We start from the raw sequence: 20,024 nt of genomic DNA, 5'->3' as shown, positions 1-20,024 counted from the left end.
TACAGAATTAGCGAAACGGGGCGGGATGCTCCTCGGTTTATCAAATTTATTAGGGGTTAGGTTATTTCATGGAATTCGGTCTGCGCGAGTGGCTGATCGTCATCGGCATTATTGTTATCGCTGGCATCCTCTTTGATGGGTGGCGGCGTATGCGCGGTGGCAAGGGCAAGCTCAAGTTCAAGCTTGATCGCAGTTTTGCCAATATCCCGGATGATGACAGCGACCCCAATCTGCTCAGCCCGCCGCGGGTGATTGATCGCAATCACGAACCCTCCCTGGACGAAGACGACCTGCCAGCGATGAGCGCTCGCGAACTGAACCGTCGCCGCAGCGGTGAGCCGCAGCAGGGGGACCTGAATCTTGGCCTGGACGAGCCGGTGCCAACCCTGCTCAATCCGGTCGGTAAGGCTGCTGAAGAGCCGGTCGGTAAGACCGCACCGAGCAGCAAGGAGCTGCCGCCGGTCGAAGAGGTGCTGGTAATCAACGTGATTGCTCGTGACAACGCCGGCTTCCAAGGCCCGGCGCTGCTGCAGAATATTCTCGAAAGTGGCCTGCGCTTCGGTGAAATGGATATCTTCCATCGCCACGAAAGCATGGCCGGCAATGGCGAAGTGCTGTTCTCCATGGCCAATGCACTTAAGCCTGGCACTTTTGATCTCGATGACATTGAAGGTTTCAGCACCCGCGCCGTGAGTTTCTTTCTCGGTCTGCCGGGTCCGCGTCATCCCAAGCAGGCTTTTGATGTGATGGTGGCCGCGGCGCGCAAGCTGGCCCATGAACTCAATGGCGAGTTGAAAGATGACCAGCGCAGCGTAATGACCGCGCAAACCATTGAGCACTACCGCCAGCGCATCGTGGAATATGAGCGCAAACAACTGACCAATAAGCGCTGATTTAACCCATGAAGTAGAAAGAGCAGCCAAGGCTGCTCTTTTCGTTTGAGAGAACACCGCAATGACCGACGCCTCGACTGCTGCCCAGCGCATTGTGCAACTGCGTGCCGAACTGGATGGGCACAACTACCGTTATCACGTACTCGACGAGCCGAGTATTCCGGACGTTGAGTACGACCGCCTGTTCCATGAGCTCAAAGCTCTGGAAGCCGAACACCCAGAGCTGGTTACCGCCGACTCACCGACCCAGCGGGTAGGCAGTCTGGCGCTCTCGGCCTTTGGCGAGGTCAAGCATGAAGTGCCGATGCTCAGCCTGGGCAATGCCTTCGAAGAGGCCGATCTGCTGGATTTTGATCGCCGAGTACGCGATGGGCTGGATTTGCCTGCGGGTGATCTGTTTGGTGGCGGGGCCGAGGTTGAGTACAGCTGCGAACCCAAACTCGATGGCCTGGCCGTCAGCCTGCTGTACCGCGATGGTGTGCTGGTGCGCGGGGCCACCCGCGGCGACGGCAGCACTGGTGAGGACATCAGCGTCAATGTGCGCACCATCCGCAATGTGCCGTTAAAGCTGCAGGGCGAGGGCTGGCCGTCCGTGCTGGAAGTGCGTGGCGAAGTCTTTATCTCCAAGGCCGGTTTCGAGGCGCTGAATGCTCGGCAGCTGGAGCTGGGCGGCAAGACGTTCGCCAATCCGCGTAATGCTGCTGCGGGCAGCCTGCGTCAGCTGGATTCGAAAATTACCGCCAGCCGCCCGCTGGAGTTCTGCTGCTACGGCATCGGCCAGGTACAAGGCGAGCTGCCACAAACCCATATCGGCATTCTTGAGGCCCTGAAGCATTGGGGTGTGCCGATCAGTCGTGAGCTGAAGCTGGCTAAGGGCGCAGATGAGTGCCTGGCTTATTACCGCAGTATTGGTGAGCGCCGCGAGTCGCTGGCTTATGAGATCGACGGCGTGGTGTTCAAGGTCAACAACCTGGCCTCTCAGCGCGAGCTGGGCTTCCGCGCCCGCGAGCCGCGCTGGGCGATTGCCCACAAATTCCCGGCCTTGGAAGAGCTGACCGAGCTGCTGGATGTAGAGTTCCAGGTCGGCCGTACCGGTGCGGTCACCCCGGTGGCGCGCTTGAGGCCGGTCAAGGTGGCCGGCGTCACGGTGTCCAATGCCACGCTGCACAATATGGATGAAGTGGCGCGCCTGGGGGTGATGATCGGCGATACGGTAATTATTCGTCGCGCCGGTGATGTGATTCCGCAGGTGGTGCAAGTGGTGCCTGAGCGTCGCCCACTGGATGCCAGGCCTGTGCAGATTCCAGAGAGCTGCCCAGTGTGCGGCTCCCACGTCGAGCGCACCCAGCTGGTCAAGCGCAGCAAGGGTAAGGAAACCTTTAGTGAAGGCTCGGTGTACCGCTGTGTCGGCCGTCTGGCCTGTGCGGCGCAGCTCAAGCAGGCGATCATCCACTTCGTTTCGCGCCGCGCCATGGATATCGAAGGGCTGGGCGATAAGACTATCGAGCAACTGGTCGATGAGCAGCTGATCGCCTCGCCGGCCGATCTGTACAAGCTGAGCTATGAGCAGATCATCAACCTGGAAGGCTTTGCCGAGGTTTCCAGCAACAAGCTGCTGCAGGCCATTGCCGACAGCAAGCAACCGAGCCTGGCACGCTTTATCTACGCCCTCGGCATACCTGATGTGGGCGAGGAAACCGCCAAGGTGCTGGCCCGCTCGCTGGCCTCTCTGGAGCGGGTGCAGCAGGCGCTGCCGGAAGTGCTGACCTACCTGCCGGATATCGGCCTGGAAGTGGCCCATGAGATCCACAGCTTCTTTGCCGACAGCCATAACCAGCAGGTTATCGCGGCCTTGCTGGCCAGTGATCAGTGCGGGCTGCAATTGCAGGAGCAGGGCGACTTGAGCGCCGAGTTCAGTGCCAGCGCCACCCTGGCGGGCATGCTCGACAAGCTGAATATCCCCTCCGTGGGGCCCGGTGGTGCGCAGAAGCTGGCGGATAAATTTGTCAGCCTGGATGCGGTGCTGGCCGCGGACTGGCTGGATATGAGGCAGACCTTGCCGGAAAAACAGGCCAATGCGGTGCGCGAGTTTTTTGCGGTGGCGGCCAATGCCGAGCGGGCGCGCGCTATTGAAGCCCAGCTGAAGGCCTTTGGCATGCACTGGCAGAGCGAGAAGAAAGTCATCGCCGGCTTGCCCCTGGCCGGGCAGACCTGGGTGCTGACGGGCAGCCTGGAGGTGATGAGCCGCGATGTGGCCAAGGAGCGCCTGGAAAGCCTGGGAGCCAAGGTAGCCGGTTCCGTATCGGCGAAAACCAGCTGCGTGGTGGCCGGCCCTGGGGCGGGCTCCAAGCTGGCCAAGGCCAGTGAGCTAGGGGTGCGGGTGATAGATGAGGAAACCTTTCTGGCGGAACTGGCCCGTCTGGGTCAGTAGTCGATCAACCGCTGTCTGAATAAAGGGCAATCTCGATCCGGCGCAGCAGGTCAGGTGACCTTGGCAGGTGGGCGGCTCCGATTCGGTCGCCGTGGTGCCGCTGGAGGAGGCCGTGCAGCAGATCTCGTCCATGTCAGTCAGGCCAGCTTCCGCAGGATGGGGCGACGCTCCGTGGCGTAGCTCGCCCATCCTGTCGGGCTTAGGCGGGCCTTAGTTGATTGCGTCGCTCAGGGCCTTGGCCGGTACATACTTGACCACCTTCTTGGCGGCGATCTCGATGGCTTTGCCGGTCTGCGGGTTGCGGCCGGTGCGGGCCGGGCGCTCGCTGACTTTCAGTTTGCCGATGCCCGGCAGGGTGATTTCATCGCCGTTCTCCAGGGCATCGCTGACGATCTCGCTGAGTTGCTCGAGGACCGAGCGAATAGTGCTTTTCGGCGTGTCGGTCGACTCGGCAATATCGCTGATCAGTTGGTCTTTGGTCATGGCCATGTTGTTGCTCCTTGGTAAAGGCTAGGGGTTGGCAAAACGCACACAGGGTACTGCGAATTGATAGACGGGGCACGGTTCTGAGGCTGCCGCGATCTGCTTCCGACCCGCCCGCGCATCGATAATTCCCCGCGCACGCTCACCGCTCGATTCGCCACGCTTGCAGCGCGCTAGCTTTTTCTGGGGAGTGGCGTACTTGGTCTACGCTGATACTACTTGGCCATTGTTCTGGAGTATCGCTATGTTGCGCATCTTCGCCGATCTGGGATTCCGCTGGAAAATGGCCTTGCCCATTCTGTTACTGGCCGCACTGCTGGTTACGATGGGTTTTCTCGGTATGCGCGGTATCGATCAGGTCGCCGATTCCAGCACCCGGCTGACCAATCGCTTCTTGCCGGGCATCAGCCTGCTGCTCAACGCCGATCGTGATCTCTACCAGGCCTTTGTGGCCGAGCGCAGCATGCTCGGCGAGGGTGCAAGTGCGCATGCCAGCGCGCTGGAGGCGGCCCATGCGGAGAATCTGCAGCAGGCTTACGATCGCGTGCACAAGTTCGCCGCTATGCAGCCGGGTACCGAGGCGATGCAGCTGGTGGCCCAGTTCGACAGTGGTTTTACACGCTGGAAGGCGACCTCGCAGCAGGTGCTGCAGTTGGCGGGCAGCGATCAACAAGCCGCCAGTGCGCTGAGCTTCGCTGCCAGCGAAGAACAGTTCGAGGCCATGCGCACGGCCATCGACAAGCTTGGCGAGATGGATGATCAGGCGGCCAACGATGAGGGCATGGCGGCTATTCGTCTGGGTGAGACCCTGAGCTGGCAGCAGGGCCTGATCATTGCCATCGGCCTGCTGGTCTGCCTGGTATTGGTGGTCGGCTTTCCGCTGCTGATTACCCGGCCGTTGCACAGCCTGCTCAATCGCATCGAGCAGATTGCCGACGGTGACGGTGATCTGCGCGTGCGTCTGGATGTGCTTTCCCGCGATGAGCTGGGCAAGCTCAGTCATGCCTTCAACCGTTTTCTCGACAAGCTGCAGCCCTTGATCAAGGAAGTCGGACGAGTCACGGGGGAGGTGGAGAGTTCGGCGCAGAGCCTGGCCGGTATGGCGGCCGCCAATGACCGCCTGATCAGCAGCGAGCACGCGGCGGTGGATCAGGTCAGTACGGCGGCCACCGAGATGAGCAGTGCGGTGCATGAGGTGGCGCGCAATGCGCAGAACGCCGCCGATGCCGCCCGCAGTGCCCAGGTGCAGTCGCGCGAAGGAGCCCTGGTGGTGGGCGCGACCATCGACTCGATTCGTCAACTGGCCCAGGAAGTGGAAAGCGCCTCGGTCAGCATCCAGACCCTTGAGCAGGAAGCCGCGAGTATTGGCGCGGTACTGGCCGTGATCCGGGGTATTGCCGAACAGACCAATCTATTGGCTCTGAATGCGGCCATCGAAGCCGCCCGGGCCGGAGAGCAGGGCCGCGGATTTGCCGTGGTGGCCGATGAGGTGAGGGCCTTGGCCGCCCGCACCCAGGAGTCGACCAAGGATATTCAGCTGATGATCGAGCGCCTGCAGGTCGGGGTACAGAATGCGGTCAAGGCGACCCACTCGGGCAGCGCCAGGGCGCGGGAAAGCGTCGACCAGGCCGCCGGAGTGGACCAGGCGCTGACTGATACCAGCGACTCGGTGCAACGCATCAACGATATGACTGCGCAGATTGCCACCGCCTGCGAGGAGCAAAGCAGCGTCACCGAAGAAATCGCCCGCAATATCAGCGATATTCGCGATCTCTCCAACGAGGCGGCGCTGACTTCCGAGCAGAGCGCCAAGGCCAGTCAGCACCTGTCCGAACTGTCCCATGGCTTGACCGCCTTGGTCGGGCGCTTTCGGGTGTAAGTCCGCGGAGTAGGCAATGCGAGTGATACGGCCGGCTCAAGCGGTGCCGGGCAAACCCTAAACTGCTTATAAGTGCTTGAAGCGGTTGTAAGTTTGAATCAAGCCAGTACAATGGCGCGGCTCGCTGCAAGGCGGGTAGCGTTATGGTGGCCCTGCCGGTCCCCCCGCAACGATCAGCCGTGAACCCGGTCAGGCCTGGAAGGGAGCAGCCGCAGCGGTGACATTGTGTGCCGGGGTGTGGCTGGCAGGGTTGCCTCCATCTCCAAGCCCGTTCGGGCTATGCATTACATCCATTATTCGATCCTTCAGCTCTTGCCTGCCTCGTTGCGGCTTGCCTGTGCCTGCCCGGCGCTAAGCGCTGTTGGGCTGCGCCATCTCAGATAAACGTCAGGCTTTGCGTCCAGGGCGGATCTCGGTCATATCCCTGGCCGGGGCACGGCTCGATCTGGGGCAGGAGCTCGGTGCGCACGGCGCACCCTACGGGGTGGCGTTTCCTGTGCGCTGGGCAACACAACTCTGTTTATGCAGCCTCTGGGCAGGGCGCGGCCTGTTATTGCGCGCAATAAAAAGCCCCGCGGTTGGGCGGGGCTCTTGGCGGAGCGGGTTCAAGCCAGGTGGTAGTTAAGAACGCTGTCCTGTTCTTTCAGGGCCTTGCGCATATCTGCGGGGATGCTGCCGGAGCGCATGGCGAGTTCCAGGCGGATCTCTTCAAGGCTCTGGGCGAAGGCCTGGGCGTCCGTGCGCTGGGCGGTGCTCAATACCCGGCTATAGGCAGTGACATCGGCGGCATCCACGAGGGAGAGGATGATGCCACCGTCCGGGCGCGGTGCGCTGAATGTGACGCGCAAGGGCGTGAACAGTTGTTCGACGAGTTGCTGGTTGATGTTATCCATTGACCATGCTCCATCCTGAGGTTGACTGATTAAGACACCTCCCTGGATGGATAGTTCGTCGTGCGTCGGCTCAGGCCGCCAGGGACTGGCGTGCGCGATCGATCACTTGCTGCAAGTGCGCACCGCTGTACTGGCCTGGGTAGAGGCGCTGGCTGTGTTGGGCAATGCCCGCATGATTGACGATGGTGAAGCTGAAGCTGCCTTTGCGGGCGGCCATGATTCGGCAATCAAGTGGCGCAAATGCGCTGGCGAGGGTGCGAATGGCATCCTGAATTTGGTGTTGAGTATTCATTTCTTGGGTGTTCCTAAAACTGCGTGCGCATCATTGCGCTGAATAAAGCTCCAGGCTGTCGACCACGTGTGTCGATGCATGTGTCAGATCGGAGCGGGACTGCGCGCAAAAGTTCCGGTCGGGAATCTTGTTGCGGGTCGGTACTTCGGAGGCGGGCTGAGTCGGCGCTTGCGCGGGACGGCCAGATCAGTCAGCAGGTTGGGTCTTGGTCGAGAGCTGTACGGCATCGCTTGATGGGGCGGATGCGCTCTTTAACCTGGATACCATCGAGGGGGCCTAAAAGGCCTAATTGACTTACAGCGTGGTACTAACGCCGCGAATACTAGGCTCTTGTGCGTTTTTTAGCCAGCTAAATTTTCAGCGGACAGTGCGTTGGTCCATATAGAGGCGGTAGGTCGGATGCAATTTGCCCCATGCTCCGTTAGGATTAGCCCACTTTTGCTTTCCTCTCGTGACGGGTTTCGATGAGTTATCAGGTTCTTGCACGCAAGTGGCGTCCGCGCTCGTTCAGCGAAATGGTTGGCCAGACCCATGTGCTCAGGGCGCTGATCAATGCGCTCGACAGTCAACGGTTGCACCATGCCTACCTGTTTACCGGTACCCGCGGGGTGGGCAAGACCACCATCGCGCGGATTATCGCCAAGTGCCTGAACTGTGAAACCGGCATCAGCTCCACGCCCTGCGGCGTGTGTTCGGTGTGCAAGGAGATCGATGAGGGGCGCTTCGTCGACCTGATCGAAGTCGACGCCGCCAGTCGTACCAAGGTGGAAGACACCCGCGAACTGCTGGACAACGTGCAGTATTCGCCCAGCCGCGGCCGCTTCAAGGTCTACCTGATCGACGAAGTGCACATGCTTTCCACCAGCTCGTTCAACGCGTTGCTGAAAACCCTGGAAGAGCCGCCACCCCACGTCAAATTCCTGCTGGCCACCACCGATCCGCAGAAACTGCCGGTGACCGTGCTGTCGCGCTGCCTGCAGTTTTCCCTGAAGAACATGCCGCCGGAGCGGGTGGTTGATCACCTCAGCCATGTTTTGGCGGCGGAAAATATTCCGTTCGAGAATGATGCGCTCTGGCTGCTGGGTCGCGCCGCCGATGGCTCCATGCGCGATGCCATGAGCCTGACCGATCAGGCGATTGCCTTTGGCGAAGGTAAGGTGCTGGCCGCCGATGTGCGCGCCATGCTCGGTACCCTCGACCATGGTCAGGTCTATGGCGTGCTGCATGCCCTGATCGAGGGCGATGCCCGCGGCCTGATCGAAGCCGTACGCCATCTGGCCGAGCAGGGCCCGGACTGGAATGGCGTGCTGTCGGAAATGCTCAATGTGCTGCATCGCGTGGCCATTGCCCAGGCCTTGCCTGAGGCGGTGGATAACGGCCAGGGCGATCGCGAGCGCGTGCTTGAACTGGCCAAGGTGCTGCCTGGCGAGGATGTGCAGTTCTATTACCAGATGGGCTTGATCGGTCGACGCGATCTGCCCCTGGCACCTGACCCACGCAGTGGCTTTGAAATGGTGCTACTGCGCATGTTGGCGTTCCGCCCCGCGGATACTGACGATGTACCCAGGGTGGCGCTAAAGCCGCTGGGGATTAGTCAGGCCACTGCTGATCCCGCGCCCAACCCAGTGGCCGGCGCAGCTATGGTTGCGCCGGCCGTTGTGGCTGCTGCAGCTGTAGTTGCGCCGGTCGCGGCGGCCTCGCCGTTACCGGCAGTCGCTGAGCCGCTTCCGAGTCCGCGGGTAGAACCCGCGCCGATGGTCGCCGCTACGCCTGTGCCCGCTGAACCTGCGCCGGTCATGCAGCCTGAACCGGCTCAGGCTACATCTGCGCCTGCCGTGGCGCTGCCCTGGGAAGAACAGGTCGCAAGTCCCGCACCAGTTCCCGTTGCCGAGGCAGCGCCGAGCCCGGCGCTTGCCCCTGAACCAGCGGCTGCACAGCCGCAGCCCGCGCCAGCAGCGTTGCCGTCGGTCGAGGTTGCGTCGCCAGTGGACGCGGATGCGGATGACGATGAGCCGCCACTCGGTGACTACGACTATGTAGAGATGGACGCCGAGTCGATCGATTATGATTTCGACGCCGCCGAGGCCGAACAGTCGGCCGAGCCGCCAGTGTTGCCGGCCGCGCAGCCCGCCACCGGTTTGGCGGCCGATTGGCTGGAATTGTTTCCCAAGCTGGGGCTGTCGGGGATGACCGGCAGCATCGGGGCCAACTGCACCCTGATCACGGTAGACGGCGATAACTGGCTGCTGCATCTGGATCCGGGCCATAGCGCCTTGTTCAACCCGACCCAGCAGCGCAGACTCAACGATGCCCTCAACCAGCACCTTGGGCGCGAGCTCAGCCTGCAGATCGAACTGCGCAAGCCCGAACAGGAAACCCCGGCACAGGCGTCTGCCCGCCAGCGGGCCAACCGCCAGCGCGATGCCGAGGCCTCGATCCATAACGACCCGCTGGTGCAGCAAATGATTCAGCAGTTCGCCGCGGTAATCCGCGCGGATAGCATCGAACCCCTGGATACCCCAGTCAAACCCCTGACTGTCTGATAATTACCGAGGACAACAACCATGATGAAAGGTGGCATGGCCGGCCTGATGAAGCAGGCACAGCAGATGCAGGAAAAAATGCAGAAAATGCAGGAAGAGCTGGCGAACGCCGAAGTGACCGGTCAATCCGGTGCCGGCCTGGTCAGCGTGGTGATGACCGGTCGTCATGACGTCAAGCGTGTCAGCCTGGACGACAGCCTGATGCAGGAAGACAAGGAAATCCTTGAAGATCTGATCGCCGCGGCAGTCAATGACGCAGTGCGCAAGGTTGAGCAGAACAGCCAGGACAAGATGTCCGGCATGACCGCAGGTATGCAGCTCCCCCCCGGCTTCAAAATGCCTTTTTGAGTAAGTGACGCCCAGCCGGCACGCATTACTGCGTTGCGAACGGCCCCGTGCATCCTCATTTACAGGCGTAAACTCCGGTGCCCGTGGCCGTTCGCGCCTTGTACTGCATACCGTCTAGTCGCCCCGAGCGATAGCAGTCGGGGCGATGAGCAGGCAGTGAGTAGGGTGGATAACCGCGCAGCGTTATCCACCATTGGCTGAAACCTTCTATGGAAATGGCCCTCCGTCGTTTCCATCCGCCCAGAACCCATGTGATTCCTTGCCATGAGCTTTAGCCCGCTGATCCGTCAACTGATCGATTCTCTGCGCATCCTGCCCGGTGTGGGGCAGAAGACTGCCCAGCGTATGGCCTTGCAGATGCTTGAGCGTGATCGCTCGGGTGCCATGCGTCTGGCCCAGGCGTTGACGCAGGCGATGGAAGGGGTAGGGCACTGCAAGCAGTGTCGCAGCCTGAGCGAGGATGAGGTGTGCCAGCTGTGCCTCGATCCACGCCGCGACGACAGTCTGCTTTGCGTGGTGGAAGGGCCTATGGATGTGTACGCGGTGGAGCACACCGGTTTTCGTGGGCGCTACTTTGTGCTCAAGGGCCATTTGTCGCCACTCGATGGCCTGGGGCCGGAAGCCATAGGCATTCCCGAGCTACTGGCGCGCATCACAGCTGGCAGTTTCGCTGAGGTGATATTGGCTACCAATCCCACGGTGGAAGGCGAAGCGACCGCCCATTACATTGCCCAGCTGCTGGCGGGCAAGGGCCTGATCGCTTCGCGTATCGCCCACGGTATGCCTCTGGGGGGTGAGCTGGAGTTAGTCGATGGCGGCACTCTGGCGCATTCGATTGCCGGGCGTCGTCCGATTCAGCTGTAGAGTCTTTTGAAGGCTATCCATAACGACAACTAGGCGCGCGAAGGCTTCCGGCCATATGGCTGTGGCGGCGAATAACTGCGGGAGAGGGGGCGTGCAACGGCATTAGCCCTGCAATGCAGTGCTGACGATATCTGGGTGGGGCGATCAGGTTACCGCTGCGGGCATTGCACCCTGCGGTTCTTGTCTTTGCCATCTTGCGTTGGCTTTTCAGGCGGCAGACAAAAATAAGCCCCGCATCTGCAGGGCTTATCTAGAACAGGATCAGAGGCTTAGGCCACCTGAACCTCTTCAGCTTGCATACCTTTCTGACCACGAGCGGCCACGTAGGTAACGGTTTGGCCTTCTTTCAGGCTTTTGAAACCGTCGCTCTGGATTGCTTTGAAGTGCACGAACAGATCATCGCCGCCGTTAGCCGGGGTAATGAAGCCGAAGCCCTTCTCATCGTTGAACCATTTGACGGTGCCAGTTTCGCGATTAGCCATGATGTTTCTCTTAAATCGATACGAATTGCGGTGCCAGAATACTCATAGCACCTATGCGGTTTTGCTGATTACTACTGTTCAGCTTGTGCATTCTAGGCCGTTTTTGAGTTCCGTGCTGGTATTGAAGCAAATTCATTGTGTTTTTGTTGTGGCTCAGCCGTTATTTCGCAGTTTGGCCAGGTCTCTGAGCGGCGGCGCGCCGAATAAACGGCTGTATTCACGGCTGAATTGCGAAGGGCTCTCATAGCCGACCCGGTAGCTGGCCGAGGCCGCCTCCAGACCTTCACAGAGCATCAGGCGGCGAGCTTCCTGCAAACGCAGTTGCTTCTGATACTGCAGCGGGCTGAGGGCGGTGACCGTCTTGAAGCGGTGATGCAGGGTCGATGGACTGAGGTTGACTTCGCGGGCCAGCTGTTCGATGCGCAGTGGCTGGTCGTAGTGCTTGTTGAGCCAGTCAATGGCGCGGGCGATGCGCTGGCCCTGGCTGTCGGCAATGGCGATCTCATACAGATAGCGGCCCTGAGGGCTGTGCAGCAGGCGATAGAAGATCTCCCGCAGGGCCAAGGGCGCAAGCATGGCGATATCCCGTGGGCTTTCCAGCAAACGGGTCAGGCGGATCACGGCGTCGAGCAGGGCGTCGTCGATTTTATCCAGGTACAGGCCGCGACCCTCGCCCGAGGTGCTGGCCAAGCCGATCGGCCCGGCATCGGCGATCAGGCTGCTGAGCTGCGTCGGGTCGATATCCAGGCGCAGGCTCAGATAAGGCAGCTCGGGGGAGGCTGCTATTACCTGGCCCGATACCGGCAGGGTTACCGAGGCGACCAGATAACTCAGCGGGTCGTAGCGATAGGGCTGATCAGCCAGACGTACTTCCTTGCTGCCCTGGGCGATGATGCACAGGCAGGGGTTGTACAGCACCGGCATGGGCAGGGTGGGCTGGTCGGTACGAACCAGGTGCAGGCCGTCGATGGCGGTGGCGTGCAGCCCTTCGGTCGGGGTCAGGCGCTGAATCAGCGCCGCCAGCGCGACCTGGCGCTGCTCAAGGTCACTGCCGGGGGCATGTGGCGACGCGGCGGGTGCAAGCATCGGGGCATCTCCTAAGGTATTGCAGCAGCTTAGCCTGGTCTTTCAGGCAAGTATTGCCGCCGAGAAAGGCATTGCAGGATCAGGCAATCATTCGCCACGAATAGGCAAATAGCTGGGGTGTGTGGCGAGGCGAGGGTGAATGACGAGTGACTGTCACGAACAGATGCTGCCAGGCATAAAGCAGTATCAGGCAAGAATTCTCCAGTAATCGTCTAACCCTCGGTGGGTCATTTCTCTAGGCTCTGGTGCTGTAGTCCTACTCAACAGCTTCTGGAGAATGCCCCCATGCTGAATATTCAAGACAAAGTCATTTTGATCACCGGTGCCAGCAGCGGCATCGGCGAGGCCTGTGCTCGTTTGCTGGCGCACAAGCGTGCACGTGTGCTGCTCGGTGCCCGGCGCAGCGACAGGCTCGAGGCCCTGGTCGGCGAGATCCGCGAGGCGGGTGGTACGGCCGAGTTTCGCCGACTGGATGTGACCAGCCGTACGGATACTCAGGCCTTTGTCGATTTCGCCATCGAGCGCTTCGGTCGCGTCGATGTGTTAATCAACAACGCCGGCGTGATGCCGCTTTCGCCGCTTGAGGCGCTGAAGGTGGACGAGTGGAACCGGATGATCGACGTGAATATCCGCGGCGTTCTGCACGGCATCGCCGCCGTATTGCCACTGATGCAGGCCCAGCGCAGTGGTCAGTTGATCAATATCGCTTCGGTCGGGGCTTACAGCGTGGTGCCGACCGCTGCGGTGTATTGCGCCACCAAGTACGCGGTGCGGGCCATCTCCGAAGGCTTGCGTCAGGAAGTGGGCGGCGATATTCGGGTGACCCTGGTGTCGCCGGGGGTGGTCGAGTCGGAATTGGCCGAGAGTATTTCCGATGAGTCGAGCCGTGAGGCGATGAAGGCGTTTCGCAAGGTCGCCATCACCCCGGACGCGATTGCACGCGCCATTGCCTATGCCGTCGAACAGCCGGCGGATGTCGATGTCAGCGAGTTGATCGTGCGCCCGACCGCCAGTGCCCGCTGAGCCTGTATCTCTGGAGAGCAAGCTGATGCTAAGTCATACCGCAGTGCTGCATGCCAGGGTGGGACGCACCGAGCAGTTGGGGCTGTGCCTGCATGGCTTGCGTGAATCCATACAGCTCCTTCCCGGTTGCCTGGGTGTTGAGGTGCAGCAGCTGCCGGATGATTCGGCGCAGTGGATGCTGCAGAGCCGCTGGCGATCGACAGCGGCGTTACAGGCATTCTTCACGGCACCGCTGTTGCAGCAGGTGCTCGACCAGGCTTTGCAGCAAGGCCTGCTGCGTAGTCTGCAATGTCAGGCCGCTTGAAACAGCAGAGCGCCCCGGCACGCTAAGCGTGTCGGGGCGTTTTGTTGTAACGCGGATTACTTCAGGTTGGCTTTCAGCGCTGCTGCGGCTTGCTGCATGGCGCTTTGCGTGCCGGGGATCTGACTGATCACGTTGAGCAGGCCGAAGTCATGGATCATGCCGTTGTAGCGCACGGCGGTGACGTTGACCCCAGCCGCATCCAGCTTGCGCGCATAGGCTTCGCCCTCATCGCGCAGCACGTCGAACTCGGCGGTTTGCACCAGGGCCGACGGCAAGCCTTTCAGTTGCTCAGCCGATGCCTGCAACGGCGAGGCGTAGATCTCGGCGCGCTGTTTCGGGTCGGTGGTGTAGTTGTCCCAGAACCACTGCATCAGGCTTTTGCTGAGGAAGTGGCCGTCGGCGAACTGGTTGTACGAGGCGTTGTTGAAGTTGGCGTCAGTCACCGGCCACAGCAGCAGTTGGAACTTGATCGCCGGGGTGCCTTTGTCCTTGGCCATCAGGCTGACCACGGCGGCCATATTGCCGCCCACGCTATTACCGGCTACCGCCAGGCGCTTGCCGTCGACACCAATCTGCGCGCCGTTCTGCGCCACCCACTGGGTTGCCGCGTAGGCCTGGTTGATTGCGGTTGGGTACTGGGCTTCCGGGGATGGGGTGTAAGCGACATACACCGCCGCTGCGCCAGAGCCCACCACCAAGTCGCGAATCAGGCGTTCGTGGGTCGGGTAATCGCCCAGCACCCAGCCGCCACCGTGGAAGAACATGAAGACCGGCAGCGTGCCCTTGGCATCGCTCGGGCGCACGACTTTGAGCTGGATCGACTGACCATCGACCTCGATGGTCTTGTCGACCACCTTGATCCCGGATACATCGACCTTGACCCCGGCCTGCGCGCCCACCAGCACGGCGCGGGCGTCTTTCGGCGTCATCTGCTTGAGCGGCGTGCCGCCACCGGCAGCCAGGGCATTGAGAAAACCCTGGGTGTTGCGTTCCACCCCGGGGCTACCCGCGGCAAATGCGCTGTTGACGGCAAGGGCGAGTACGGCGATCGACAAACCTTGTTTGATGTTCATGTGCGGCCTCCTGGGGCGGGCCGCTGACTGGCAGCGGCCGGGTGGTGGGGAGTTTTGGGTTAGTCGAGCAGGGTCAGGGTGACGTCGATATTGCCGCGGGTGGCGTTGGAGTAAGGGCAGACGATGTGCGCGCGTTCAATCAGGGCCTGCGCCTGCTCACGATCCATGCCCGGCAGGCTGATGCGCAACTCGACTTCGATACCGAAACCGTTAGGGATAGCCCCGATACCGACTACGCCTTCGATGGAGGCATCGGCTGGCATCGCCAGCTTGTCGCGGCCGGCGACGAACTTCATCGCGCCAATAAAGCAGGCCGAGTAACCGGCAGCGAACAGCTGCTCCGGGTTAGTGCCCGCACCGCCAGCACCGCCGAGTTCTTTCGGGGTGCTCAGGGCGACATCGAGTACGCCGTCGGAAGAGATGGCGCGGCCGTCACGGCCGCCGGTGGCTTCTGCGTAGGCGCGGTATGCAACGTTTTCGATCGACATGGCTATTGCTCTCTATAGAAGGTGGACGTCCGCCAGGGTGTTACTGGTGGGGCGGCCAGGCTGTGGGTTACTTGCTGTGTGCGATAAAATTTTGCGTACAAACTAAGTTGTCGAGACGGACTGTAGTGCGCAAATATTTTGCGCGCAATCAATTTGTTGTAATTTTTAGCGATAAGAATTGTGTGTTCTGGAATAAGCCCGCTCGGTGGGCCTGTTGCCGGTTCAAGCCAGACGGGTGGGGGCTGCTTGAGAGGTGAAGGGGCTAGCCAAGCCATTGCCTCCTACACCGCCTGTTAGCGTGTGGATTGGGCAGGTTTATGCTGCGGGGCCCCTTATGCCCTGACATCTGGCGCTATCCACGGCTTGTAAGCCAAGCAAGCGCTTGGTATTTTCCCGGAAACCTCAGCGGGAATCCCCTATGTCTGCTTTCCAGGAATACTTCGACGCCTCCCACCAACTGGTCCGCGACTCGGTGCGGCGTTTTGTCGAGCGCGAGATCCTGCCGCATATCGACGACTGGGAGGAGGCCGAGGAATTTCCCCGCGAGCTGTACCTCAAGGCCGGTGCCGCCGGGATTCTCGGTATCGGTTATCCACAGCAGTTCGGCGGCAGCCATGAGGGCGATGTATTTGCCAAGGTGGCGGCCAGCGAGGAGTTGATGCGCAGCGGTTCCGGCGGTTTGGTGGCGGGCCTGGGCTCGCTGGATATCGGCCTGCCGCCCATCGTCAAATGGGCTAAGCCGCAGGTGCGTGACCGGGTGGTGCCGCAGGTGTTAGCGGGCGAGAAGATCATGGCCCTGGCGGTGACCGAGCCTTCCGGCGGCTCCGATGTGGCCAACCTCAAGACCCGCGCCGTGCGCGACGGCGACTTCTATCGCGTCAGCGGCAGCAAGACCTTTATTACCAGTGGCGTGCGCGCCGACTACTACACGGTGGCCGTGCGCACCGGTGGCGACGGTTTCGGTGGTGTCAGCCTACTGTTGATCGAGAAGGGCACTCCGGGTTTCAGCGTCGGGCGCAAGTTGAAGAAGATGGGCTGGTGGGCTTCGGACACAGCAGAGCTGTTCTTCGATGACTGCCTGGTACCAGTGGAAAACCTGATCGGTGCGGAGAACATGGGCTTTGCCTGCATCATGGCCAACTTCCAGAGCGAGCGTCTGAGCCTGGCGATCATGGCCAATATGACCGCGCAACTGGCGCTGGAAGAGTCATTGACCTGGGCCAGGGAGCGTCAGGCTTTCGGCAAGCCAATCGGCAAGTTTCAGGTGCTCAAGCATCGCCTGGCCGAGATGGCCACCCAGCTGGAAGTGTCCCGCGAGTTCACCTACCGCCAGGCGGCGAAGATGGCTGCCGGCAACAGCGTGATCAAGGAGATCTCCATGGCCAAGAACTTCGCTACCGATATCGCCGACCGCCTGACCTACGACGCGGTGCAGATCATGGGCGGCATGGGCTATATGCGCGAGTCCCTGGTGGAGCGCCTGTATCGCGACAATCGCATCCTCTCCATTGGCGGTGGTTCGCGGGAGATCATGAACGAGATCATCAGTAAGCAGATGGGGCTGTAGGTCGACCGAGGCGGCGATCCCCAGGCCAGGGCGCGCTGCGCGCACTGGCTTGCCTTTGTGAAATTTAGCGTGTAACTTTTCATGAAATTATAAATAAATAATTTCATGAGTCGTTTATGTTCAAGCAGTCCGAGCAGCACCTCGACACCTACTACGCCCATAGTTGCCGCGACCAGCTGTGTGAATACGCGCCACTGGCCGGCGCGCAGCGCTATGACATAGCGGTGGTTGGTGCCGGTTTCAGCGGCCTGCATACGGCGCTGCGCCTGGCCGAGACTGGCAAGCGCGTGGTGCTGCTGGAAGCCAGTCGGGTGGCTTGGGCGGCCTCTGGGCGCAATGGCGGTCAGGCGATTCTCGGCTGGTCCTGCGATATGCCGCCGCTGGAGCGTGCCCTCGGTCTGGAGCGCGCGCGCCGCCTGTGGGATGGCATGCGCTGGGCCGCCGATGAAATCCGCGCATTGCCGCAGCGCCACGGTTTCGACTGTGATTACCGCGCCGGCCACCTGTGGACCTCGGTGATGCCGCGGCGGGTGGCCATGCTGCATGAATGGCAGGAGCACGCCGCGCACAAGTGGGGCCATGACCAGCTGCAGTTTATCCCCCGCGACCAGCTCGGCAGCTGGGTGGCCAGCGAGCGTTATCAGGCCGGCCTGTTCGACCCTCTGGGCGGCCATCTCAATCCGCTGAAACTGGCCCTGGGCCTGGCCGCCGCCTTCGAGCGCGCCGGTGGGGTGATCCATGAGCAGAGCAGGGTGCTGAGCTACCACCGTGGAGCTGATGGCTATCAGCTCACGACCGCCGCCGGCAGCGTGCAGGCCGAGGTGCTGGTGCTGGCCTGCAATGCCTATATCGACAAGCTCGACCCGCAACTGGCTAAACGCATTTTGCCGGTGGGCAACTATCAGGTGGCCACCGCGCCGCTGGACCCGGCCCTGGCCGAGTCCCTGCTGCCGCGCAACAGCTGCGTTACCGACAACCAGTTTGTGCTGGATTACTTCCGCCGCACCCCGGACAACCGCCTGCTGTTCGGCGGCGGCTGCACCTACCTGGGCGGCCTGCCCAAGGATATTGCTGCGGCCACTCGGCCTTTTATCGAGCGGGTGTTCCCGCAACTGGCCGGGGTGCCCATCGAGTTTTCCTGGGGCGGCCATCTGGATATCAGCATGCAGCGCACCCCGGATATCGGCGGCGCGGACAATCGTTACTGGCTGCAGGGCTACTCCGGCCACGGCGTGTTGCCGACCCTGGCCGGTGCCCGGGCGGTGGCGGACGCCATTCTCGGCAACAGCGATGAGCTGGCGCTCTATCAGGGTCTGCGCAACCCGCGCTTCCCCGGTGGCGAGCTGCTGGCCGCGCCCCTCGAAGCAGTGGGCAAGGCCTGGTATCGCCTACGTGACTTTGTCTAATTTTCTAACCGACTCGGGAGCCGTCATGGACAAGCAAGAAGAAATGGCCGCGTTGGCCATCCTTATCCACGACCTGCGCAAGCACAAGAAGGTGACCCTGAACGAGCTGGCCGAGCGCATCGGCCGCTCGGTGGGTTTCGTCTCCCAGGTCGAGCGCGGCCTGTCGCGCCCGACCGTGGCCGACCTGACCGCCATCAGCGAAGCGCTGGATGTGCCCACCACCTATTTCTACAGCCTGGCCAAGCCGCGGGCGCTGCGCTGGGTTACCCGCCCGGGCGAGCGGCGCACCCTGTATTTCGCCAATGGCATCACCGACATCCTCACCTCGCCGAACATGCACGGTGCCTTCAACATGCTCGAAAGCCTGCTGGAGCCCGGTGCCAGCAGCGGCGAGCGGCAGATGAGCGACCGCTCGGAGCAGGGCGGGTATGTGCTCGAAGGCGAGTTGACCCTGTGGCTTGGTGAAGAGGAGGAGTGCGCCACCCTGCAGGCCGGCGATGCCTTTCAGGTTTCCAGTTACGCCCGCTTTCGTTACGCCAACCAGAGCGATGCGCCCGCGCGGGTGCTCTGGGTCTACAACTGATTTGCCATATCCCCTTACCAAGGACTTATAACAATGACAGCCCCCCGTACCGACCTGCTCAATGAGGTCCGTGCCTTCCGCCAACGCCACCCCGAGGTGCGTTTCGTCGACCTGATCTGTCTGGATATTCCCGGGCATTTCTATGGCAAGCGCTACCCCATCGAGATGCTGGAGAAGGTCGCCGCCGGCAGCGCCCTCAAGCTGCCGCAGAACTGCGTGCTGCTCGGTGCTCAGGGCGGCCTTTACGAGATTGGCGACTACTGCTTCCATGACGGCGACCCGGATGCGCCGCGGCGTCTGATCCCCGGCACCCTGACAGCGGTCAACTGGGAAAAACAGCCCCTGGGGCAGATGCTGATCAGCTCCGACGGCACCGAGGCACCCATCGAGTTCGAGCCGCGCGAAGTGCTGGCGCGGGTGGTCGAGCGCCTGGCGCGCAAGGGCATCCGCCCGGTGGTGGCCTTTGAGCTGGAGTTCTACCTGTTCGACAAGTCGCTCAAGGAGGGCCTGCCGCAGTTCCCCCGTGATGATCTGAGTGGCGACGCCGACGACCAGCCGAATATGCATATCGAGCGTCTGTCGCGCTTTAGCGAAGTGCTCGACGATATGACCGAAACCGCCCGCGAGCAGGGTGTCGAGGCCACGGTGATTACCGCAGAGCTCGGCCCAGGGCAGTTCGAGATCAACTTTGCCCACTGTGAAGACCCGCTGCAGGCCGCCGACTGGTCAGCGCTGTTCTGCCGCAGCACCCGCGGCGTGGCGCTCAAGCATGGGCATCGCGCCAGCTTTATGGCCAAGCCCTATCTGCAGTACCCCGGTAGCGGCATGCATATCCATGTCAGCCTGTATGACGAAGCCGGCAACAATCTGCTGGCGCAAGACCAACAGCAACCGCTGCGCCACGCTGTGGCCGGTTGCCTGGATCTGCTGCCGCAGCTGATGCCGATCTACGCGCCCAATCACAACAGCTATCGCCGCTTCGGTGCCATGGTCAATTCGGCGAGCAAGGCCAGCTGGGGCTATGAGGACCGCGACGCCTGCGTGCGCATCCCCGAATCCGATGAGCGCAACCTGCGCCTGGAATTTCGCCTGCCGGGTGCCGACGCCAACCCCTACCTGGTGCTGGCCGCGCTGCTGTGCAGCATCGAACAGGGCCTGGAGGCGCGCCGCGAGCCGATCGCGCCGCTGAATGACGACCGCGAAAGTGGCATCGACTTCCCCACCGACATGCTCGAAGCCGTGCGCCAGATGCGTGTCAGCGACGCGGTGAATGCCGGCCTGGGTGAGGAGTTCGTCATGGTCTATTGCGAGAACAAACGCCAGGACCATCTGGCCTTTTTGAATGAAATCCATCAGCGCGAGTACCGCTGGTACCTTTAAGGAGGG

19 protein-coding genes, 1 other RNA gene and 1 pseudogene are annotated in these 20,024 nt (G+C 61.6%); 14 read left to right on the top strand and 7 right to left on the bottom strand.

The window, feature by feature from the left end:
- Positions 1-68: 68 nt before the first annotated feature.
- Positions 69-893 (top strand): cell division protein ZipA, encoded by an 825-nt coding sequence (zipA, locus tag VMP31_RS17375; RefSeq protein ID WP_325508959.1) that lies wholly within the window; start codon positions 69-71, stop codon positions 891-893.
- Positions 894-954: 61 nt separating this feature from the next.
- A complete protein-coding gene (ligA, locus tag VMP31_RS17370) occupies positions 955-3,324 on the top strand; it encodes an NAD-dependent DNA ligase LigA (protein WP_325508958.1) in 2,370 nt (789 codons plus the stop codon).
- A 210-nt stretch (positions 3,325-3,534) separates the two neighbouring features.
- Here the strand turns inward: ligA and VMP31_RS17365 are convergent, their stop codons facing one another.
- Positions 3,535-3,813 (bottom strand): HU family DNA-binding protein, encoded by a 279-nt coding sequence (locus VMP31_RS17365; protein ID WP_325508957.1) that lies wholly within the window; start codon positions 3,811-3,813, stop codon positions 3,535-3,537.
- 238 nt (positions 3,814-4,051) lie between these two features.
- On the opposite strand from VMP31_RS17365, the pseudogene VMP31_RS23470 reads away from it, so the two are divergent.
- From VMP31_RS23470 to ffs, 3 genes and pseudogenes are all read left to right on the top strand, one after another.
- A pseudogene (locus VMP31_RS23470) lies at positions 4,052-4,828 on the top strand (MCP four helix bundle domain-containing protein); the annotation flags it as partial.
- A 78-nt stretch (positions 4,829-4,906) separates the two neighbouring features.
- Entirely contained in the window at positions 4,907-5,686 is a 780-nt protein-coding gene (locus tag VMP31_RS23465; RefSeq protein WP_414705476.1) for a methyl-accepting chemotaxis protein, read from the top strand.
- Positions 5,687-5,839: 153 nt separating this feature from the next.
- Positions 5,840-5,936, top strand: an RNA gene (gene ffs / locus VMP31_RS17355) — signal recognition particle sRNA small type.
- A gap of 355 nt (positions 5,937-6,291) precedes the next feature.
- Here the strand turns inward: ffs and VMP31_RS17350 are convergent.
- Both VMP31_RS17350 and VMP31_RS17345 read right to left on the bottom strand, forming a co-directional pair.
- Positions 6,292-6,579, bottom strand: coding sequence for a DUF3509 domain-containing protein (locus VMP31_RS17350; protein ID WP_325508955.1), 288 nt, complete (start codon positions 6,577-6,579; stop codon positions 6,292-6,294).
- Between the two features lie 70 nt (positions 6,580-6,649).
- The gene (locus tag VMP31_RS17345; protein ID WP_325508954.1) at positions 6,650-6,871 is read right to left on the bottom strand and encodes a hypothetical protein; all 222 of its coding nucleotides are present in this window, start codon (positions 6,869-6,871) and stop codon (positions 6,650-6,652) included.
- A 464-nt stretch (positions 6,872-7,335) separates the two neighbouring features.
- Here VMP31_RS17345 and dnaX point away from each other — a divergent pair, with 464 nt between their 5' ends.
- The 3 genes from dnaX to recR all read left to right on the top strand — a co-directional run bounded on the left by dnaX (position 7,336) and on the right by recR (position 10,626).
- Positions 7,336-9,414, top strand: a complete 2,079-nt coding sequence (gene dnaX, locus VMP31_RS17340) for a DNA polymerase III subunit gamma/tau (protein WP_325508953.1) — start codon at positions 7,336-7,338, stop codon at positions 9,412-9,414.
- 21 nt (positions 9,415-9,435) lie between these two features.
- Positions 9,436-9,762 carry a YbaB/EbfC family nucleoid-associated protein gene (locus VMP31_RS17335; RefSeq protein ID WP_090385942.1) on the top strand — a complete coding sequence of 109 codons (327 nt, stop codon included), beginning with the start codon at positions 9,436-9,438 and terminating at the stop codon, positions 9,760-9,762.
- Positions 9,763-10,026: 264 nt separating this feature from the next.
- Complete coding sequence (gene recR / locus VMP31_RS17330; protein ID WP_325508952.1) at positions 10,027-10,626, top strand: recombination mediator RecR; 600 nt, start codon at positions 10,027-10,029, stop codon at positions 10,624-10,626.
- A 269-nt stretch (positions 10,627-10,895) separates the two neighbouring features.
- Here recR and VMP31_RS17325 read toward each other — a convergent pair whose 3' ends face one another.
- Positions 10,896-11,108 (bottom strand): cold-shock protein, encoded by a 213-nt coding sequence (locus VMP31_RS17325; protein ID WP_262183764.1) that lies wholly within the window; start codon positions 11,106-11,108, stop codon positions 10,896-10,898.
- A 153-nt stretch (positions 11,109-11,261) separates the two neighbouring features.
- Complete coding sequence (locus VMP31_RS17320) at positions 11,262-12,194, bottom strand: AraC family transcriptional regulator (RefSeq protein ID WP_325508951.1); 933 nt, start codon at positions 12,192-12,194, stop codon at positions 11,262-11,264.
- A gap of 285 nt (positions 12,195-12,479) precedes the next feature.
- Here VMP31_RS17320 and VMP31_RS17315 point away from each other — a divergent pair, with 285 nt between their 5' ends.
- Positions 12,480-13,217, top strand: a complete 738-nt coding sequence (locus tag VMP31_RS17315; protein ID WP_325508950.1) for an SDR family oxidoreductase — start codon at positions 12,480-12,482, stop codon at positions 13,215-13,217.
- A 25-nt stretch (positions 13,218-13,242) separates the two neighbouring features.
- Positions 13,243-13,521 (top strand): putative quinol monooxygenase, encoded by a 279-nt coding sequence (locus VMP31_RS17310; RefSeq protein ID WP_325508949.1) that lies wholly within the window; start codon positions 13,243-13,245, stop codon positions 13,519-13,521.
- Between the two features lie 56 nt (positions 13,522-13,577).
- Here the strand turns inward: VMP31_RS17310 and VMP31_RS17305 are convergent, their stop codons facing one another.
- Positions 13,578-14,594: an alpha/beta hydrolase gene (locus VMP31_RS17305; RefSeq protein ID WP_325508948.1), complete on the bottom strand. Its 1,017-nt coding sequence runs from the start codon at positions 14,592-14,594 to the stop codon at positions 13,578-13,580.
- Positions 14,595-14,653: 59 nt separating this feature from the next.
- Entirely contained in the window at positions 14,654-15,082 is a 429-nt protein-coding gene (locus VMP31_RS17300; RefSeq protein ID WP_325508947.1) for an organic hydroperoxide resistance protein, read from the bottom strand.
- 418 nt (positions 15,083-15,500) lie between these two features.
- Between VMP31_RS17300 and VMP31_RS17295 the strand changes: the two genes are divergently transcribed.
- From VMP31_RS17295 to VMP31_RS17280, 4 genes are all read left to right on the top strand, one after another.
- Positions 15,501-16,649 (top strand): acyl-CoA dehydrogenase family protein, encoded by a 1,149-nt coding sequence (locus tag VMP31_RS17295; RefSeq protein WP_325508946.1) that lies wholly within the window; start codon positions 15,501-15,503, stop codon positions 16,647-16,649.
- 116 nt (positions 16,650-16,765) lie between these two features.
- Positions 16,766-18,055, top strand: coding sequence for an FAD-binding oxidoreductase (locus VMP31_RS17290; RefSeq protein WP_325508945.1), 1,290 nt, complete (start codon positions 16,766-16,768; stop codon positions 18,053-18,055).
- 25 nt (positions 18,056-18,080) lie between these two features.
- On the top strand, positions 18,081-18,638 hold the full coding sequence (locus VMP31_RS17285) for an XRE family transcriptional regulator (protein ID WP_325508944.1): 558 nt from the start codon (positions 18,081-18,083) through the stop codon (positions 18,636-18,638).
- A gap of 33 nt (positions 18,639-18,671) precedes the next feature.
- The gene (locus tag VMP31_RS17280) at positions 18,672-20,018 is read left to right on the top strand and encodes a glutamine synthetase family protein (RefSeq protein WP_325508943.1); all 1,347 of its coding nucleotides are present in this window, start codon (positions 18,672-18,674) and stop codon (positions 20,016-20,018) included.
- Positions 20,019-20,024: the final 6 nt, after the last annotated feature.

Origin of the sequence: Pseudomonas sp., from assembly GCF_035512415.1 — a bacterium.
Classification (GTDB): Bacteria; Pseudomonadota; Gammaproteobacteria; order Pseudomonadales; family Pseudomonadaceae; genus Aquipseudomonas.
The sequence above is the reverse complement of the archived record's forward strand: the minus strand, read 5'-3'. Positions and strand labels throughout refer to the sequence as shown.

Excerpts from the sequence above, each read along its gene's own strand:
- VMP31_RS17295 (WP_325508946.1), top strand. The coding sequence starts at position 15,501 with ATGTCTGCTTTCCAGGAATACTTCGACGCCTCCCACCAACTGGTCCGC.
- VMP31_RS17315 (WP_325508950.1), top strand. The coding sequence starts at position 12,480 with ATGCTGAATATTCAAGACAAAGTCATTTTGATCACCGGTGCCAGCAGC.
- VMP31_RS17325 (WP_262183764.1), bottom strand. The coding sequence starts at position 11,108 with ATGGCTAATCGCGAAACTGGCACCGTCAAATGGTTCAACGATGAGAAG.
- VMP31_RS17345 (WP_325508954.1), bottom strand. The coding sequence starts at position 6,871 with ATGAATACTCAACACCAAATTCAGGATGCCATTCGCACCCTCGCCAGC.
- VMP31_RS17310 (WP_325508949.1), top strand. The coding sequence starts at position 13,243 with ATGCTAAGTCATACCGCAGTGCTGCATGCCAGGGTGGGACGCACCGAG.
- VMP31_RS17350 (WP_325508955.1), bottom strand. The coding sequence starts at position 6,579 with ATGGATAACATCAACCAGCAACTCGTCGAACAACTGTTCACGCCCTTG.
- VMP31_RS17365 (WP_325508957.1), bottom strand. The coding sequence starts at position 3,813 with ATGGCCATGACCAAAGACCAACTGATCAGCGATATTGCCGAGTCGACC.
- ligA (WP_325508958.1), top strand. The coding sequence starts at position 955 with ATGACCGACGCCTCGACTGCTGCCCAGCGCATTGTGCAACTGCGTGCC.
- VMP31_RS17305 (WP_325508948.1), bottom strand. The coding sequence starts at position 14,594 with ATGAACATCAAACAAGGTTTGTCGATCGCCGTACTCGCCCTTGCCGTC.
- dnaX (WP_325508953.1), top strand. The coding sequence starts at position 7,336 with ATGAGTTATCAGGTTCTTGCACGCAAGTGGCGTCCGCGCTCGTTCAGC.
- VMP31_RS17290 (WP_325508945.1), top strand. The coding sequence starts at position 16,766 with ATGTTCAAGCAGTCCGAGCAGCACCTCGACACCTACTACGCCCATAGT.
- VMP31_RS17320 (WP_325508951.1), bottom strand. The coding sequence starts at position 12,194 with ATGCTTGCACCCGCCGCGTCGCCACATGCCCCCGGCAGTGACCTTGAG.
- VMP31_RS17335 (WP_090385942.1), top strand. The coding sequence starts at position 9,436 with ATGATGAAAGGTGGCATGGCCGGCCTGATGAAGCAGGCACAGCAGATG.
- VMP31_RS17285 (WP_325508944.1), top strand. The coding sequence starts at position 18,081 with ATGGACAAGCAAGAAGAAATGGCCGCGTTGGCCATCCTTATCCACGAC.
- VMP31_RS17300 (WP_325508947.1), bottom strand. The coding sequence starts at position 15,082 with ATGTCGATCGAAAACGTTGCATACCGCGCCTACGCAGAAGCCACCGGC.
- recR (WP_325508952.1), top strand. The coding sequence starts at position 10,027 with ATGAGCTTTAGCCCGCTGATCCGTCAACTGATCGATTCTCTGCGCATC.
- VMP31_RS17280 (WP_325508943.1), top strand. The coding sequence starts at position 18,672 with ATGACAGCCCCCCGTACCGACCTGCTCAATGAGGTCCGTGCCTTCCGC.
- zipA (WP_325508959.1), top strand. The coding sequence starts at position 69 with ATGGAATTCGGTCTGCGCGAGTGGCTGATCGTCATCGGCATTATTGTT.
- VMP31_RS23465 (WP_414705476.1), top strand. The coding sequence starts at position 4,907 with ATGGCGGCCGCCAATGACCGCCTGATCAGCAGCGAGCACGCGGCGGTG.